At 67.9% G+C, this 15,097-nt stretch carries 13 protein-coding genes; 8 read left to right on the top strand and 5 right to left on the bottom strand.

Annotated features, from left to right (window positions below; translation table 11 throughout):
• Positions 1 to 92 precede the first annotated feature (92 nt).
• From LG299_RS07520 to LG299_RS07510, 3 genes are all read left to right on the top strand, one after another.
• Positions 93 to 1,328, top strand: coding sequence for a trans-sulfuration enzyme family protein (locus LG299_RS07520; protein WP_404434462.1), 1,236 nt, complete (start codon positions 93 to 95; stop codon positions 1,326 to 1,328).
• A 171-nt stretch (positions 1,329 to 1,499) separates the two neighbouring features.
• The gene (locus LG299_RS07515; RefSeq protein ID WP_404434461.1) at positions 1,500 to 2,333 is read left to right on the top strand and encodes an aldo/keto reductase; all 834 of its coding nucleotides are present in this window, start codon (positions 1,500 to 1,502) and stop codon (positions 2,331 to 2,333) included.
• Between the two features lie 13 nt (positions 2,334 to 2,346).
• The gene (locus LG299_RS07510) at positions 2,347 to 4,443 is read left to right on the top strand and encodes a S9 family peptidase (RefSeq protein WP_404434459.1); all 2,097 of its coding nucleotides are present in this window, start codon (positions 2,347 to 2,349) and stop codon (positions 4,441 to 4,443) included.
• Here LG299_RS07510 and LG299_RS07505 read toward each other — a convergent pair whose 3' ends face one another.
• The 4 genes from LG299_RS07505 to LG299_RS07490 all read right to left on the bottom strand — a co-directional run bounded on the left by LG299_RS07505 (position 4,444) and on the right by LG299_RS07490 (position 7,241).
• On the bottom strand, positions 4,444 to 5,187 hold the full coding sequence (locus LG299_RS07505; protein WP_404434457.1) for an SDR family oxidoreductase: 744 nt from the start codon (positions 5,185 to 5,187) through the stop codon (positions 4,444 to 4,446).
• A 12-nt stretch (positions 5,188 to 5,199) separates the two neighbouring features.
• Positions 5,200 to 5,424: a hypothetical protein gene (locus LG299_RS07500; RefSeq protein ID WP_404434456.1), complete on the bottom strand. Its 225-nt coding sequence runs from the start codon at positions 5,422 to 5,424 to the stop codon at positions 5,200 to 5,202.
• Positions 5,425 to 5,445: 21 nt separating this feature from the next.
• Complete coding sequence (locus tag LG299_RS07495; RefSeq protein ID WP_404434455.1) at positions 5,446 to 6,420, bottom strand: DNA-3-methyladenine glycosylase family protein; 975 nt, start codon at positions 6,418 to 6,420, stop codon at positions 5,446 to 5,448.
• Between the two features lie 83 nt (positions 6,421 to 6,503).
• Positions 6,504 to 7,241, bottom strand: a complete 738-nt coding sequence (locus LG299_RS07490) for a winged helix-turn-helix domain-containing protein (protein ID WP_404434454.1) — start codon at positions 7,239 to 7,241, stop codon at positions 6,504 to 6,506.
• A gap of 427 nt (positions 7,242 to 7,668) precedes the next feature.
• Between LG299_RS07490 and LG299_RS07485 the strand changes: the two genes are divergently transcribed.
• From LG299_RS07485 to LG299_RS07475, 3 genes are all read left to right on the top strand, one after another.
• Positions 7,669 to 9,123: a GH1 family beta-glucosidase gene (locus tag LG299_RS07485; RefSeq protein ID WP_404434453.1), complete on the top strand. Its 1,455-nt coding sequence runs from the start codon at positions 7,669 to 7,671 to the stop codon at positions 9,121 to 9,123.
• An 88-nt stretch (positions 9,124 to 9,211) separates the two neighbouring features.
• Entirely contained in the window at positions 9,212 to 9,511 is a 300-nt protein-coding gene (locus LG299_RS07480) for a GNAT family N-acetyltransferase (RefSeq protein WP_404434451.1), read from the top strand.
• Complete coding sequence (locus LG299_RS07475) at positions 9,462 to 9,941, top strand: DUF1622 domain-containing protein (RefSeq protein WP_404434450.1); 480 nt, start codon at positions 9,462 to 9,464, stop codon at positions 9,939 to 9,941. Before LG299_RS07480 ends, LG299_RS07475 begins: the two co-directional genes overlap by 50 nt.
• A gap of 8 nt (positions 9,942 to 9,949) precedes the next feature.
• Here LG299_RS07475 and LG299_RS07470 read toward each other — a convergent pair whose 3' ends face one another.
• Positions 9,950 to 10,684, bottom strand: a complete 735-nt coding sequence (locus tag LG299_RS07470) for an alpha/beta fold hydrolase (protein WP_404434448.1) — start codon at positions 10,682 to 10,684, stop codon at positions 9,950 to 9,952.
• An 84-nt stretch (positions 10,685 to 10,768) separates the two neighbouring features.
• Here LG299_RS07470 and LG299_RS07465 point away from each other — a divergent pair, with 84 nt between their 5' ends.
• Complete coding sequence (locus tag LG299_RS07465; protein WP_404434840.1) at positions 10,769 to 11,965, top strand: exonuclease SbcCD subunit D; 1,197 nt, start codon at positions 10,769 to 10,771, stop codon at positions 11,963 to 11,965.
• The gene (locus tag LG299_RS07460) at positions 11,962 to 14,991 is read left to right on the top strand and encodes an AAA family ATPase (RefSeq protein WP_404434446.1); all 3,030 of its coding nucleotides are present in this window, start codon (positions 11,962 to 11,964) and stop codon (positions 14,989 to 14,991) included. Before LG299_RS07465 ends, LG299_RS07460 begins: the two co-directional genes overlap by 4 nt.
• Positions 14,992 to 15,097 lie beyond the last annotated feature (106 nt).

The raw sequence follows: 15,097 nt of genomic DNA, 5'->3' as shown, positions 1-15,097 counted from the left end.
CGAATTCGCAGGAAGTGCGATCAAAGTCAGAGTATCGCGACTTATCTGCAGGATCGATTGAGGATGCCGCGACAATCTGTTGTTCTTTTGCTATGACTTTTGAGCACCACCACTTCGACACCCGCGCCGTGCACGGCGGTATGGACGGCCTCCGCGAGGTCGGCGGACACGTTCCTCCGATCGACTTCTCGACCACGAACGCCCTCCCCGACGTCGAGGTCGGTGGGTTGTCGTACGAGGAACTCGCCACGGGACACGACCTGGCCCCCGGCCGCAGCGCGGTGTACCAGCGCCTCTGGCAGCCCGGTGTAGCCCGGTTCGAAGAGGCGCTTGCGGGGCTCGAGGGCACCGAGGGTGCTGTCGCCTTCGCGAGCGGGATGGCCGCGCTCACGGCGTGCCTGATCGCGACCGTCTCGGTCGGCAAGCCCCACATCGTCGCGGTTCGGCCGCTCTACGGCGGCACCGACCACGTGCTGGCGAGCGGACTGCTCGGAACCGAGGTCACGTGGGCGACCGCAGCGACCCTGGGTGCCAGCATCCGTCCTGAAACCGGATTGGTGATCGTCGAGACCCCCGCTAATCCCACACTGGAGTTGCTCGACCTCGATGAGATCGTCGCTGCGGCCGGGGGAGTGCCTGTGCTCGTCGACAACACGTTCGCGACTCCCGTGCTGCAGCAGCCAGCGCGCCACGGGGCGACGCTCGTGCTGCACAGCGCCACGAAGTACCTCGGCGGGCACGGCGATGTCATGGGCGGTGTCGTGGCGGGTCCCGTCGAATGGATCGAGCGCCTGCGCCAAGTGAGGGCACTCACGGGCGGCCTTCTGCACCCGATGGGGGCGTATCTCCTCCACCGTGGTTTGCGCACTCTCGCGGTCCGCGTGCGGGCACAGCAGGCCACTGCGCAATTGCTCGCCGAGCGGATCAGCGCGCACCACGCGGTCGCGCGGGTGTTCTTTCCTGGCTTGCCGGGGCAAGACCCGAAGGGTCTCATCGGTCGGCAGATGGCGGGACCCGGCGCGATCATCGCGCTCGACCTCGCGGGCGGCTATGACGCTGCAGCGCGCTTCACCGAGTCGTGCGAGCTCGTCACCCACGCCGTCTCACTGGGCGGGGTGGACTCTCTCGTGCAGCATCCGGCCTCGCTCACGCACCGTCCGGTCGCGGGAGACGCGAAGCCCGGTGCGGGAATCGTGCGCATCTCTGTCGGGCTCGAGCACATCGACGACCTCACGGCGGATATCCTCGCAGCGCTCGATGCAGCCGAGAAGGTCACGCCGGCGGCGGAGCTGACAGACGCTGATCAGGGAATGCTCGCGGCCCGGTAACGGACATCGTCTTTCGTCCGTGCGGGTGCGCGTCAAAGTTCCCGGGACGGATCGTGTGCGACGCGCCTCAGCGCCCCGTCAGGTCGATCCGTACCGGAGCTTTGACCAACCGGCGGCGGGACGGGCGCCCACGATCGGCCAGCGCGCCGCGGATCGCGCCAAGATAGACACATGATCTTCATCCCCAATGTCACCCTCAATGACGGCAGCTGGTTTCCTGAGCTCGGTCTCGGCACGTACAACCTGCGCGGCGAGGAGGGGATCGAGGCGATCGTCACCGCGATCGACAGCGGATACCGGCTGCTCGATACGGCGGTCAACTATACGAACGAGCGCGAGGTCGGCGAGGCCGTGCGCCGCAGCGGAGCCGATCGGGGCGGGCTCATCGTCACCTCGAAGATCCCCGGCAGGCACCACGGTGCGGCCGAAGCGATCGCGAGCATCGAGGTCTCGCTCGAGACGCTCGGTCTCGACTACCTCGACCTGCAGCTCATCCACTGGCCGAACCCCAGCGTGGGCAAGTGGGTCGACACCTGGAAGGGCATGATCGACGCGCGTGAGCGTGGACTCGTGCGCTCGATCGGCGTATCGAACTTCACCGAAGCCATGCTGACCACACTCATCGACGAAACCGGAGTCACCCCCGTGGTGAACCAGGTCGAGCTGCACCCGTACTTCCCGCAGGGCGCACTCCGCGAGTTCCACGCGGCGCACGAGATCCGTACCGAAAGCTGGAGCCCGCTGGCTCGCCGGACCGATCTGCTCGCCGAGTCCGTCATCACCGAGACCGCGACTGCGCACAACGTCACGCCCACCCAGGTCGTCCTGCGCTGGCACGTGCAGCTCGGATCCACCCCCATACCGAAATCGGCTACGCCCGACCGTCAGCGCGAGAATGCCGATGTCTTCGAGTTCGAGCTCACCAGCGACGAGGTCGCGGCGATCTCGGGCCTCGAACGGGGTCGCCTGTGGGACGGAGACCCTGACACTCACGAAGAGATGTAGCTAGCGTGGAGGGATGCCGACACCCTTCGACTCGCTCCCCGATTACCTCGCCCTCCCTCGCATCGAGGGGCTCGCACTCTCGCCCGACGGGCGCCGCGTCGTCCTGACCGTCGCCACGCTCAAGAAGGATGGGACGGGGTTCGATCGCTCGCTGTGGGCGGTGCCCGCGGACGGGTCAGATGGCTCTGGGGGTGCGACGCGCCTCACGCGTTCAGCGAAGGGCGAATCGGCGCCCGCGTTCACGGCTGCGGGTGACGTCCTCTTCGTCTCTGCGCGACCAGACTCCGACGCCGAGACCGAGGAAGAGGCCGGCCAACTCTGGATCCTGCCGGCGACGGGCGGTGACGCGCGCGCGGTCACGCGGCTCGCGGGTGGTGTCTCACAGATCGCGGCGGTGGCCGAGGCATCCGCTCGTCTTGTCATCACTGCTGATCTGCTGCCGTCCGCCACGACGCTCGAGGACGAGGCGCATCTGCGCGCAGCGCGCACGAAGAAGAAGGTTTCGGCGATTCTGCACGAGTCGTACCCCGTGCGGTACTGGGATCATGACCTCGGCCCCGCTGAGCCGCACCTCCTTTCGCTCGACCTCGATGCGCTACGCGACACTGTCGGGGCAGTCCGCGACGAGTCTGCGGCCGACGAAGCGTCCGAGAAGGACGCCCCGATGCCCTACCCGAGCTCGCTGCCGCGGCCGGCGGACCTCACGCCCCAGCCCGGACGCTCGGCCGACGCGGCAGGGGTTGCGATTACGCCCGACGGCACGACCGTCGTGGCCGCGATGCGCGTGCCCGAGGGGACGGACGCCCGCTATCGCCTGGTGGCGATCGACGTCGACACCGGCGAGCACACCGTGCTGCACGACGAGCCGCGCGTTGACTTCGAGATGCCCGCGATCAGTCACGACGGAACGCTCGTCGCGTACCTGCGCACGGTGGAGCGCACGCCCGAGGGCCCTTCGGAAGAGGAGTTCTGGATCAGCGCGCTCGACGGGTCGGGCGCGCACCGGATAGCGGCGGAGTGGGATCGGTGGCCCTCGAGCATCTCGTTCGACGCCGACGACACCGCCCTCATCGTGACCGCCGACCAGGACGGGCGTGGCCCGATCTTCCGCATCCCGCACGACGGGGGTGCCGTGGAGCAGATCACGACCGACGACTTCACCTACACCGACGTGCGCGTCGACCGTAAGACGGGCGATCTCGTCGCTCTCCGCTCGTCGTGGATGGCGCCCTCGCACCCCGTGCGGATCGCGCGCGACGGCCTGATCACCGCGCTCGCCGCCCCCGTGTCGCTGCCCGAGGTGCCCGCGACGATGATCGACGTCGACGCAACCGCCGAAGATGGCGCGCGCGTGCGGGGTTGGCTGCTGCTTCCGGAGGGAGCGACGGCGGATGCTCCAGCCCCGCTGCTTCTGTGGATCCATGGTGGTCCTCTCAACAGCTGGAACGCGTGGAGCTGGCGGTGGAACCCGCAGCTTGCCGTCGCCCGCGGCTATGCCGTGCTGCTGCCCGACCCCGCACTCTCGACGGGCTACGGACTGGACTTCATCGCGCGCGGCTGGAACGCGTGGGGCGCAGCGCCCTACACCGACCTCCTGTCGATCACTGACGCGGTCGTCGCCCGCCCCGACATCGACGAGACACGCACGGCCGCAATGGGCGGCTCATTCGGCGGATACATGGCGAACTGGGTCGCGGGTCACACCGATCGCTTCCGTGCGATCGTGACGCACGCAAGCCTGTGGGCGCTCGACCAGTTCGGCCCGACGACAGACTTCTCGCCGTACTGGCAGTCGATCTTCACGCCCGAGGCGATGATCGAGCACTCGCCGAACCGCTTCGTCGCAGACATCCGTACCCCGATGCTCGTCATCCACGGCGACCGGGACTATCGCGTTCCGATCGGAGAAGGCCTGCGGCTGTGGTCAGAACTCAACGCGCAGTTCGCCGGCGCGGACGGCAGCCTGGCCCACCGGTACTTGTACTTCCCGGACGAGAACCACTGGATCCTCAAGCCTCAGCATGCGATCGTCTGGTACGAAACGGTGTTCGCGTTCCTCGCCCAGCACGTGCTCGACCAGGAGTGGGTGCGTCCAGACGACCTCGGGTGACTATGCGAGGCTCGCGAGCCACTCCGTGAAGGTCTGTCTGCCGCGATGGGCGTCGGAGTGGGGTAAGAGCGCCCCGGAGCGTTGCGCACGGCCCATCGAGCCGGGCAGTGAGACGGCCGGAATCCACCCGCGGTGGCCTTTGGCTCGCGCATATGCGCGGACCATCTCGACGAGACTCTCTTCCTGCGGGCCGGCGAGATCGACCGCGCGACCCGTGGGCGCCGCAACGGCGACGGCGACCATGTGCTCGGCGACCTCGCGGGCTGCGATGGGCTGAGTCCGCGCGCGAGGTGCAAGATGGACGGGCCCCGCCTTGGCCTGGTCGAACATCATCGCCGCGAACTCGTGAAACTGGGTGGAACGCTGAATCGTCCAGGGCACGTCGGCCGCTTCGACGAGTCCTTCCTGAGCAAGCTTGCCGGCGTAGTAGCCGTCGGGCGCAGCGTCCGCCCCCACAATCGACAACGCAACGTGGTGGTGGACTCCCGCTTTGCGCTCGGCGGCCAGAAGGTTGTGCGTCACCGCCGTGAAGAACGCCACCGACTCGTCGGTCTTGAGGGTGGAACGGTTCGACACGTCGATGACGCTGTCAACACCGTCCAGCCACTCCGGCAGTCCGGAACCGGTCACGAGATCGATGCCATTGCTGCGGGTGAGGGGGATCGCTTCGTGGCCGCGATCGCGTGCGACGTTCATGATGTGGCGACCGACGACTCCGGTCCCACCGGCAACGGCGATTCTCATGATGGCCGCGATCTAAACCTGGGCCCCGTCGTCGTCACGGTTTTCGAGACCGACGTTGCTGCCCCGCCACGACTCGTACGCGATGAGCCAGCCGATCGAGACTGCGGCGGCGATCACGATGCCGAGCCACACATTGCCCCAGATCATGCCGAAGATGATGCCGACCGTGAACATGAGGGCGGTGCCGAATGCCCACCCGGTGTGCCCGCGCTGCCATCCGGGTTTTCGCTGTGCCATGGGGTCAGCTTAACAGCGCGCTCAACGCTCGCGATGGTCTTCGGGGCTCAGCCGAGGTCCGCGCCGCGGCTCGCGCAGACCGGTCGTTTCGATCAGCCGGATCACGCGTTGCCGTTGCCCAGCCCACGGTTCGAGCAATTCGAGCATGCCGTCGTCATCGACGCGATGCCCGGTGAGCGCGTAGCCGACCTCGTGGGCGAGATGGTAGTCGCCGACGCTGACGGCATCCGGGTCGCCGAAGGCTCGGATGCGCGCTTCTGCGCTGGTCCAGAGGCCTACTCCGCGAAGCGCGGTGAAGACGCGGTCGCGCTCCGCTCCGGTCTGCGCTGCCGCCGCCGCCTGGACGACCGTGTCTCCGCGGCGTGCCGCGTCGACGATGGTGCGCGCTTGGGGTGGCTCCAGGCCAGCTCGGTGCCACGACCACGACGGAATATGCCGCCACTGATCGATCATGGGCGGGGCGAACATCGGTCTTGGAGTGGGCCCAGGCACCCGCTCGCCGTGTTCGGTCACGACGCGACGCCAGGCGCCGAACGCCTGGAGGCCGGTCACCTTCTGCTCGAAGATCGCGCTCACGAGAGCGTCGAAGACGAGGTCGGTGCGGCCGATTCGCAGGTCGGGGTGGCGGTGGTGCGCGTCCGCGATGAGGGGATGCTGTGACGCGTCGAACTCGCCACGGTCATCGTGCGCTCCGCACAGCGCAGGGAGCTGCCGCAGGGCCCACTCCGCACCCGGCCCCCAGGCCGCAGCGCGCACGGCGCCGCCGATCCGCTGGCGCAGCGCCAGTGTCGCGACTCCTTTGGGCGTGCGGCTCGCGCGCCAGATCACCGCGCCAGCCGTGGTCATCGTCGGGTCACCCGGTCCGCGACGTTGGTAGAGCACCGCCCGCCGGAGATCGACCGGCGCGTCCGGGCGATACTCGATCTCGATCGGGCGTTCCCGACCGTGTCGACGGTCGCGGTCGTCGCCAGACGTGGGGGCCGCAGCATCCGTCACGACCGCCCTCGGCTCTGCCGTGACCGTGACTTCATGCGCTCACCCTACGCGGCACCGCCGACGTGAGACGCGCCGCACCGCACTCAGAAGCGGTCGGGCGAAGGTGTGCCGTGGCCGTAGCGGATCGACACGTCGGCGTGACGGTCGAAGCGATAACCGATACCGCGCACGGTGCGCACGATGTCTTCGTAGCGACCGAGTTTGGCCCGTAGGCGACGGACGTGCACGTCGATGGTGCGTTCTCCCGGTGCCTCATCGTCGGTCGCACCCTGCCACAGCGACGAGACGAGCTCGGTGCGCTCGATCGTGCGGCCCTCGCGAAGGACGAGATACTGCAGCAGCTCGAATTCTTTGAAGGTGAGGGCGGCGGACTCGCTGTCGATCAGCACGCGCTTGCGCGAGATATCGACCACGACACCACCGGGAGCTCGGTCTTCGTCGAGGGCTTCGTCTTGCTTCGTGCGGGCGATCGCCGACGGCTCGTGAAGCGCGAGGCGCACGACGTCGACGTCGCGTCCCCCCGAACCGACAGGGGCGAGGGCGACAGTGGCGTAGGTCTCTGCGGTGGGCGCGAGCTCGGCGAGCGTGCGGCGGAGGGCCTCGACGAGGACGCCGAGTGAGACACCGGATGCCTCGACCTTCGTCTCGTCGATACCGACGTAGAGCGCGAATCCGCGCGGTGCGGTGCCGGCGGGGAGGTTGCGCTCAGCGGCGGCGGGAGCGGCGGGTGCCGGCTGTGGCACGGTCGCGACCGGAGCGGTGACGGCGCGCAGGTGACGGGCGGGAGCGGTGGGGCGTTCGAGCAGGGCGGTGTTCGACATGATGTGTTCCTTGCGGGAGTGAACCCGGGCGATTCGCCTGGAGCGGGTTCGAGGAGTGCTGCGGGGCGGCCCGTGTGGGGCCTGTTCGAGGCATCCGTCGTGCAGTTCCGCACGTGGGTACCTGGGACTTTGCGCGCTGAGATTCAGAAGCAGCTGCGGTGTCCGGCTGGTCGCTGGATTAGCGGCACATTCGACAACACATGACGACGCGGCCGGCCATCATGGTGCCGGCAGCTCCGTTCGCCTCCCGGGCGGACAGTGAGCGTGCGTGATCAGTCATGTGGCCGATTATGACGGACTGCGTCGCAATGCGTCAAATCGCGAAGGATGCAGCCACCTCACGATGACGAAATGTGACACATTGCTCACCGCGCGGGCACGAGGCCGATATATCGCGTCGTCGCATCGCACAGGCAGGAGTGGCACGATGAACTTCGTGACTGATCAGCGAACTGTGCACGGTTCCCCCGACTACCGCGACGCAGGTTTGGTGTTCCCCCCGGGGTTCACGTTCGGATCTGCCACCGCGTCCTACCAGGTCGAGGGTGCCGCAGGCGAAGACGGCCGTACACCTTCCATCTGGGACACCTTCTCGAAGACCCCGGGCAAGGTGTGGAACGGCGACACCGGTGACGTCGCGTGCGATCACTACCACCGGCTCGAGTCCGACCTTGACCTCATGCAGGATCTCGGGCTCGGGGCATACCGCTTCTCGATAGCGTGGCCGCGGATTCAGCCGCTCGCCGGCGGGGGAGTCAACCAGGCCGGTGTCGACTTCTACTCGCGCCTGGTCGACGGACTGCTCGAGCGTGACATCAAGCCCGTCGCGACCCTCTACCACTGGGACCTTCCGCAGTACCTCGAAGATGCGGGCGGATGGCCCGCCCGCGAAACGGCGGATGCGTTCGAGCAGTACGCCTCGATCATGGGAACCGCGCTCGGCGACCGCGTGCACACTTGGACGACACTCAACGAGCCGTGGTGCTCGGCCTATCTCGGTTACGGCCAGGGCGGTCACGCTCCCGGACGGACCGAGCCCGCAGCGGCGCTCGCCGCCGTGCACCACCTCAACGTCGGCCATGGCCGCGCCGTGCAGGCGCTGCGGGCAACCTCGACGGGCTCGCCGGAGTACTCCGTAACACTCAACTTCCACGTGCTGCGGGGCGTGGGGGAGCGCTCCGACGAAGCAATGCGCCGTATCGACGCGCTCGCCAACCGCGCCTTCACCGGCCCCCTGCTGAAGGGTGAGTACCCTGCGGACCTGCTCGACGACACAGCATCCGTCACCGACTGGTCGTTCGTCCACGACGGCGACCTCGAGGCCATTCACCAGCCGATCGATGTGCTGGGCGTCAACTACTACTCGACGGCAACCGTGCGACTGTGGGACGGTGTGTCGCCGAAGCAGATGAATGACGGACACAAGGGCACGAGCGGCGGCACGGCGTGGCCGGGTAGCGATCAGCTCGTCGAGTTCGTCGAGCAGCCCGGGCCGTACACGTCGATGGGATGGAACATCGCGCCGGAAGGGCTGGAAGAGTTACTGGTGTCGCTCTCCGCGCAGTTTCCCACGCAGCCGCTCATGGTCACCGAGAACGGGGCGGCCTTCGACGACGTCGTCGCGGCGGACGGGTCGGTGCCCGACCCCGAGCGGCTCGACTACCTCCGTCGGCACTTCACGGCTGCGCATCGCGCGCTCGAGAGCGGCGTGGATCTGCGCGGCTACTTCGTGTGGTCGCTGCTTGACAATTTCGAGTGGGGATACGGCTACGCGAAGCGGTTCGGGATCGTCCGCGTCGACTTCGACACCCTGGAGCGCACGGTGAAAGACAGCGGCCAGTGGTACCGCGAACTCGCACGCACGGGCGTGACTGGGGCCTGAGCGGTGGCTCAATCATCGCGCGCTGGGCGTTCGCCGACACTTCGCTGGATGTACGTCGGGTGAGCGAGCGGAGGCGTAGCCTGTGCCGGTGACTTCGTTTCGCTTCACTCATGAACGGGATGCTTCGCGCTACACGCTGTATCGCGGTGACGACCTGGTCAGCGTTCTCGACTACCGCGACGACGGGCGTTCGGTCGCAATGACGCGTGCGTACACGGTGCCCACTTTTCGTGGCCACGGGTACGCCGGTGAACTGGTCGATCGTGCCGTCGCCGAATTGGAGAGTAGCGGCGACCGCGCGGTGAGCCCGGTCTGCTGGTACGTCGCAGACTGGTTCAGTGACCACCCCGAGCGGTCGGGCATCCTCAAGTCGCGCCGGACGGCCTAAGGGAGTGGACGTCGAGGAGGTCTTCACCGGGGTTGCCCTGGTGTTCGAGGGCATCGGCGCCCTGGCCATGATCGTCGGGTTCCTCATCGCCATCGTGCTGGGGTGGCGTTCGCTTCGCCGTGGCGAGGGCGGCAGCGCCGCCTTTCAGGTGCTGCGAACGACCCTCGGGTCTGCCATCCTGCTCGGTTTGGAGGTGCTGGTCGCGGCGGATCTGATTCGCACGATCACATCGAAGCCTTCCATGGAGGATGCGGCGATCCTCGGCATCATCGTGCTCATTCGGACTGTGCTGTCCATGTCGATCCAGGTCGAGATCGAAGGGGTGTTGCCGTGGCGTCGGGCGATGCTCACCAGTGGTGGTCAATTGCTCGGCGAGGCGGTGGCGCGGGACCGCGCAGCCGCGAGCAGGCAACAGAGCGGGTCGGCGTAGCTGCAGCGTCAGCCTTCGGCGGCGAACTCGCGGATCAGGATTGCTGCGGGCGAGGCATCCCGAATCATCGTTTCGTGACCATGCCCGGCGACCTCGGCCATGCGTGCATCCGGAATCCCGTCGACGATCTGGCGACACCACGCACGCGGCGCGACGATGTCGTCCTCGCCCCGCAAAACGAGCGTCGGAACAGTGACCTGGGCGAAGACGTCCTCGGGATGATGAGCGAGCATCGCACGAAACTTTCCGCGCAGGTGGGGACCTGCTCGGATGTACTCGCGGGCACCCACGGCGATGACCTTGGGGCTTTCGAACGCGAGGTCACGGACGAGCCTGCCGAACTGGCCCGAGGCACTGCGCGCGGCCGGGTCGTTCGAAGGCCCCATGAGAACCAACCGGTCGATGGTGGCGGGATGCCTCACGGCCACCTCGATCGCGATCTGCGCCCCCATCGAGTGACCGACCAGAACGACAGGCGCATCGACGTACTCGCGGAGAAATGCCGCGACGAGATCGGCGGTGCGTTCCATCGTGAGGATGCGCGGTGGTTCGGGTGCCTCGCCGTAGCCCGGGAGGTCGATCGCGATGACTTCGGCTGCTCGGTCGAGGTCTTCGGTGAGGTCGCCGAAGACACTGCGTCCCATTCCGATGCCGTGAACAAGGACGTAAACGGGATGTCCCGACCCCCGCCGTTCGACGACGATCGTCGAGCCGGCATGGGTGAATTCACGGGTGGAGACCACGGTTACAGCGTAGGCGGAGGGCTGATCGCCGGCGGGGCGGCACGCCTGGAAGTCGATGTCGGTGCCCCCGCATACCGTGTTCGTATGCGCATCCTGCACACCTCCGACTGGCATATCGGCCGGTCCTTCCACGGGCACTCCACGCTCGAGGCGCTGCGCGGTGTGCTCGAAACCCTGACTGCGCAGGTTCGTGACCACGAGGTCGATGTCGTCATCGTCGCGGGCGACGTCTTCGATTCGGCTGCCCCCGCCGCAGCCTGCTACACCCTGCTGTCCGACACTCTTCGGGCAATCTCCGACACCGGTGCTCAGATCATCGTCACCAGCGGCAACCACGACTCGGCCGCACGGCTCGGTTTTCAGTCCGCGCTCCTCCGCGACGGCATCCACGTGGTGACCGACCCGCTCACGATCGGCACACCGATCACGATCGCCGACGGCGCCGGACCCGTTCACTTCTACGGGATTCCCTACCTCGAACCCGCTCTTGTGCGCCACGTGTGGGAGGGCATCGATCTGCGCACCCAGTCGCAGGCCGTCGAGCATGCGATGCGGCTCGTGAACGCCGATCTCACGGCGCGAGGCGGGCGGTCCGTGACCATCTCGCACTGCTTCGCGGCCGGTGTCGAGGCGACTCCCGGCGTCGAACGCGACATCCAACAGGGCGGCCTTGACGTGGTCTCGCTGTCGACGTTCGACGGACCCGACTACATCGCGCTCGGTCACATCCACGGGCGGCAACAACTCTCTGACCGCGTGCGCTACGCGGGAGCGCCGATGCACTACAGCTTCGGTGAAGCCGACAAGCCCCGCGGCTCGTGGCTCATCGACCTCGGTGCCGAAGGGCTGTCGAGCGTTCGGTGGCTCGACCTGCCGGTGCCGCGTCGGCTGGTACGGCTCAGCGCAACGCTCGATGAGTTGCTCACCGACGAGCGCTTCACCGAGTACGAAGACGCGTGGGTGAGTGCTCAATACACGGATGCTTCGTTCCAGCGCGATCCCATGCGCCGACTGCTCGAGCGCTTCCCGTTCTGCGCCACGGTGGCTCACGCGCCGACTCTCGTGCGCGACAGCGACGGTCTCACATACGCGACGCGCGTGCGCAACGCCAAGAGCGACCCCGAGTTGATCGATGCCTTCCTCACGCACGTCCGCAACGGTGTCTCCGCCACCGCGGCAGAGGCCGCGATCATCGCCGAGGTCGTGGCGGCGCACACAGCTTCCGTGCCGGATCGCGCGGACGGTTCTGTGCTCCCTGCGTCCGCCGAGGCATCCGCATGAAGCTGCATCGACTCGAGCTCGCGGGGTTCGGGCCGTTCCGCGATCGCCAAAGCGTCGACTTCGATGCCTTCGACTCGGATGGGCTGTTCCTGATCACCGGTCGCACCGGTGCCGGCAAGTCGAGCATTCTGGACGGCGTCTGCTACAGCCTGTACGGAACCGCTCCCCGGTACGACGGCGGCGACCGAGGTCTGCGCAGCGACCACGCCGCCGCCGACCAGCCGACGGAAGTGCAGCTCGAGTTCAGCGCGGCCGGCAAGCGGTGGCGTGTCACGCGCACGCCCGAGTATGACCGGCCCAAGGCGCGCGGCGAGGGCACGACGACCCAGAAGTCATCGGTGCTCATCGAAGAGCAGGTCGAGGGCGGATGGATCGGCCGAGCGACCAAGTATCGCGAAGCCGCTGACTTGCTCGACGAAATCGTCGGGCTGAATCGCGACCAGTTTCAGCAGGTCATCCTCCTCGCCCAGAACCGGTTCGCCGAGTTTCTGCTCGCGCGAAACGACGACCGCCAGGCTCTCTTGCGCACGCTGTTCGGTTCGCGCCGCTACGAAGAGTACGAGCGCGCATTCGACGAGCGTCGGCGCGTGGCGCTCGGTGCGGTCGAGGCTGATTCCGCGATGTTGCAGGCCCAGCTCTCTCAGGCCGAATCGCTCGTCGCCGAGCACGAACTGCACGGCATGACCGATGACGCGGATGTGCCGCCGACTACTGTGGCCGAGCGGCTCGAAGCGCTCGACCGCGCGGTCCCGCGCGCGCGCTACCGCGCCGCTGAGTCGGCACGCGTGCGCGACGAACTCCAGGGTGCGCATGATGACGCGCTCACCGTGTTCGGCGCGCTCACCACGCAACGGGCCCGGCAAGAAGAACGCCTGACCTCTCGTGCGGCACTGGCGAAACTCACCGATCGCGAGGACTCCATCGCGCTCGACCGCGCGCGACTCGACCGGGCGCGGCTCGCTGAGGCGCTACGCACTGCGATCGATGCCGCCGCCCGAGCAACACACACCCGTGACGGTTCGGTCGCGACGCTCAGCGGCGCCCGTGACGCGTGGGTCGCGTCGGGGGAGCAGGATGCCTCGGCGGCCGACTTGCGTGCTCTCATCGATGTACTCTCGGGCGACATCGCTGTCTGGTCGCAGTCAGCCGATGTCGAGCGTTCGCTGCCGTCGCTGACCGCAGCCCTCGCCCGCGCTGACGCTCGAGTCGCTGAGCGCGAGAGCGCCAGCGCGCAACTGGCCACCGAGGCGGCGGCGCGCGCGGAGCGGATCGGCCTGCTCGAGCCGGCGATCGTGGCCGCAATCGAGAAGGCTCCCGACCTCGAATCCTCGCGCGTCCAGCGCGCAGCGGCCGAGAGCCGAGCCGAGGCCGGGCGCGAGGCTGAGCGATTGGGCGCGCTGGCCCACGCGGCAGACGCAGCCCACCTTGCGGCTGCACAAGATCTCGACGCAGCGACCACGGCAGTGCGGGTGCTTCTGCAGCGCCGCCTCGACGGGTACGCGGGTGAGCTCGCGACAACTCTGGTCGACGGCGAAGCGTGCCAGGTGTGCGGTTCGATCGATCATCCGCACCCTGCGCCCCCGGCCGCTGAGCCCGTGACGGAGGACGTCGTGGCGACGGCAGAAGCTGCCGTCCAGCGCGCGCACGACCGGGCCTCGGCAGCATCCGATGCGGCTCACCGGGCCCGGGCCGCGCACCACGGGGCGTCTGCGCGAGCCGGTGGCGACACGCTCGAGACCCTCGTCGCCGCGTCCGCGGCCGCCGAGGCGCACCTCGCGAGGGCGATTGCCGCGGCAGACGAGCTCGCATCCCTCCGGTCCGAGCTGCGCGAAATGCGTGCGCTCGATGAGTCGTCCGCCTCCGTCCGCGAACGCGCCGTAGAAGACCTCACCGCGGCCAAAGAAGAACGCGCGGCCCGCAGCCAAGCGCTTGCCGCGGCGCAGGCCGCGGTCGACTCAGCCCGCTCGAGCTTCGTCACTGTCACCGAGCGCATTGCTGAGGCCGAGTCGCGCCGCGCCCGCGCGCGTGCGCTGGCAGATGCGATCGAAAACACCGCACGGCTCTCGTCAACAGCCGCCGAGGCAGTAGCGCACCGCGACGAGCGTCTTGCGGGATCCGTCTTCGACAGCGTCGAGGACGCGGTGGCGAGCTTGATCGATCCCGCCGCTCACAACGCGCTCGCCGGAGAGATCCAGGGCTTCGACGTCGCGCTGGCATCCGAACGTCAGCGATTGTTGGCACTCGAAACCGAACTTGCGGGGGTTCCCGACGAACCGGTCGATCTTGCCGAAGCATCCGCTACCGCCGTCATCGCCCGCGACGCATGGCACGGGGCAGTGCGCACGGCAGAGCGAGACGCGCAAGTGTCGGCGCGGGTGGCGGATGCCTTGGCCCGCGCGGCGACCGCCCACGCGGCCTCGGCAGAGCGCACGGCCGAGTTCGAGCTGATCGCCGGTCTCGCCGGCGCCGTATCGGGGCGCAACGAGACCCGCATGGATCTCGAGACCTTCGTACTCGCCGCAGAACTCGAAGAAATCGTCGAGGCCGCCAACCTCCGTCTCGATGCCATGTCGTCGGGTCGCTACCGGTTGCAGCACAGCGACGCGGTGGGGCGGCGTCGCACCGCCTCAGGCCTGGGCATCACGGTTCTGGACGCCTACACGGGTCAGCCGCGTCCCCCGCAATCCCTCTCTGGAGGTGAGACGTTCCTTGCCTCGCTGGCCCTCGCGTTGGGTCTTGCCGAGGTCGTGACGGCGCGCACCGGCGGAGTCCGACTCGATACCCTCTTCATCGACGAAGGCTTCGGGTCGCTCGACGAAGACACCCTTACACTCGCGATGCACACCCTCGACGAACTCCGCCAGGGCGGGCGGACGGTGGGGCTCATCAGCCACGTCGCAGCGATGAAAGAGCAGCTTCCCGCTCAGCTCATCGTCGATGCCACTCCGCAGGGTCCGAGCGTCATTCGGCAGAGCTCCGTGGCAGCGGCCGCCCGAGTCATTGTCACGGAACAGTCACGGGTGTAGCCTCTGCGCCAAGAGGTCGACTCCTGGGGGAGTAGGCCAGCGAGAACCGGCGTATCCGACGCGACACTTCGTGCCGTGCGGCCGTTTTCGTCGACAGAGGGGTCAT

The sequence above is a fragment of the Microbacterium lacus genome (assembly GCF_044794305.1).
Lineage (GTDB): Bacteria > Actinomycetota > Actinomycetes > Actinomycetales > Microbacteriaceae > Microbacterium > Microbacterium lacus_B.
Note: the sequence above shows the minus strand (reverse complement) of the source record. Positions and strands in the feature narration are given on the sequence as shown.

Excerpts from the sequence above, each read along its gene's own strand:
- LG299_RS07485 (WP_404434453.1), top strand. The coding sequence starts at position 7,669 with ATGAACTTCGTGACTGATCAGCGAACTGTGCACGGTTCCCCCGACTAC.
- LG299_RS07500 (WP_404434456.1), bottom strand. The coding sequence starts at position 5,424 with ATGGCACAGCGAAAACCCGGATGGCAGCGCGGGCACACCGGGTGGGCA.
- LG299_RS07515 (WP_404434461.1), top strand. The coding sequence starts at position 1,500 with ATGATCTTCATCCCCAATGTCACCCTCAATGACGGCAGCTGGTTTCCT.
- LG299_RS07520 (WP_404434462.1), top strand. The coding sequence starts at position 93 with ATGACTTTTGAGCACCACCACTTCGACACCCGCGCCGTGCACGGCGGT.
- LG299_RS07465 (WP_404434840.1), top strand. The coding sequence starts at position 10,769 with ATGCGCATCCTGCACACCTCCGACTGGCATATCGGCCGGTCCTTCCAC.
- LG299_RS07505 (WP_404434457.1), bottom strand. The coding sequence starts at position 5,187 with ATGAGAATCGCCGTTGCCGGTGGGACCGGAGTCGTCGGTCGCCACATC.
- LG299_RS07510 (WP_404434459.1), top strand. The coding sequence starts at position 2,347 with ATGCCGACACCCTTCGACTCGCTCCCCGATTACCTCGCCCTCCCTCGC.
- LG299_RS07460 (WP_404434446.1), top strand. The coding sequence starts at position 11,962 with ATGAAGCTGCATCGACTCGAGCTCGCGGGGTTCGGGCCGTTCCGCGAT.
- LG299_RS07490 (WP_404434454.1), bottom strand. The coding sequence starts at position 7,241 with ATGTCGAACACCGCCCTGCTCGAACGCCCCACCGCTCCCGCCCGTCAC.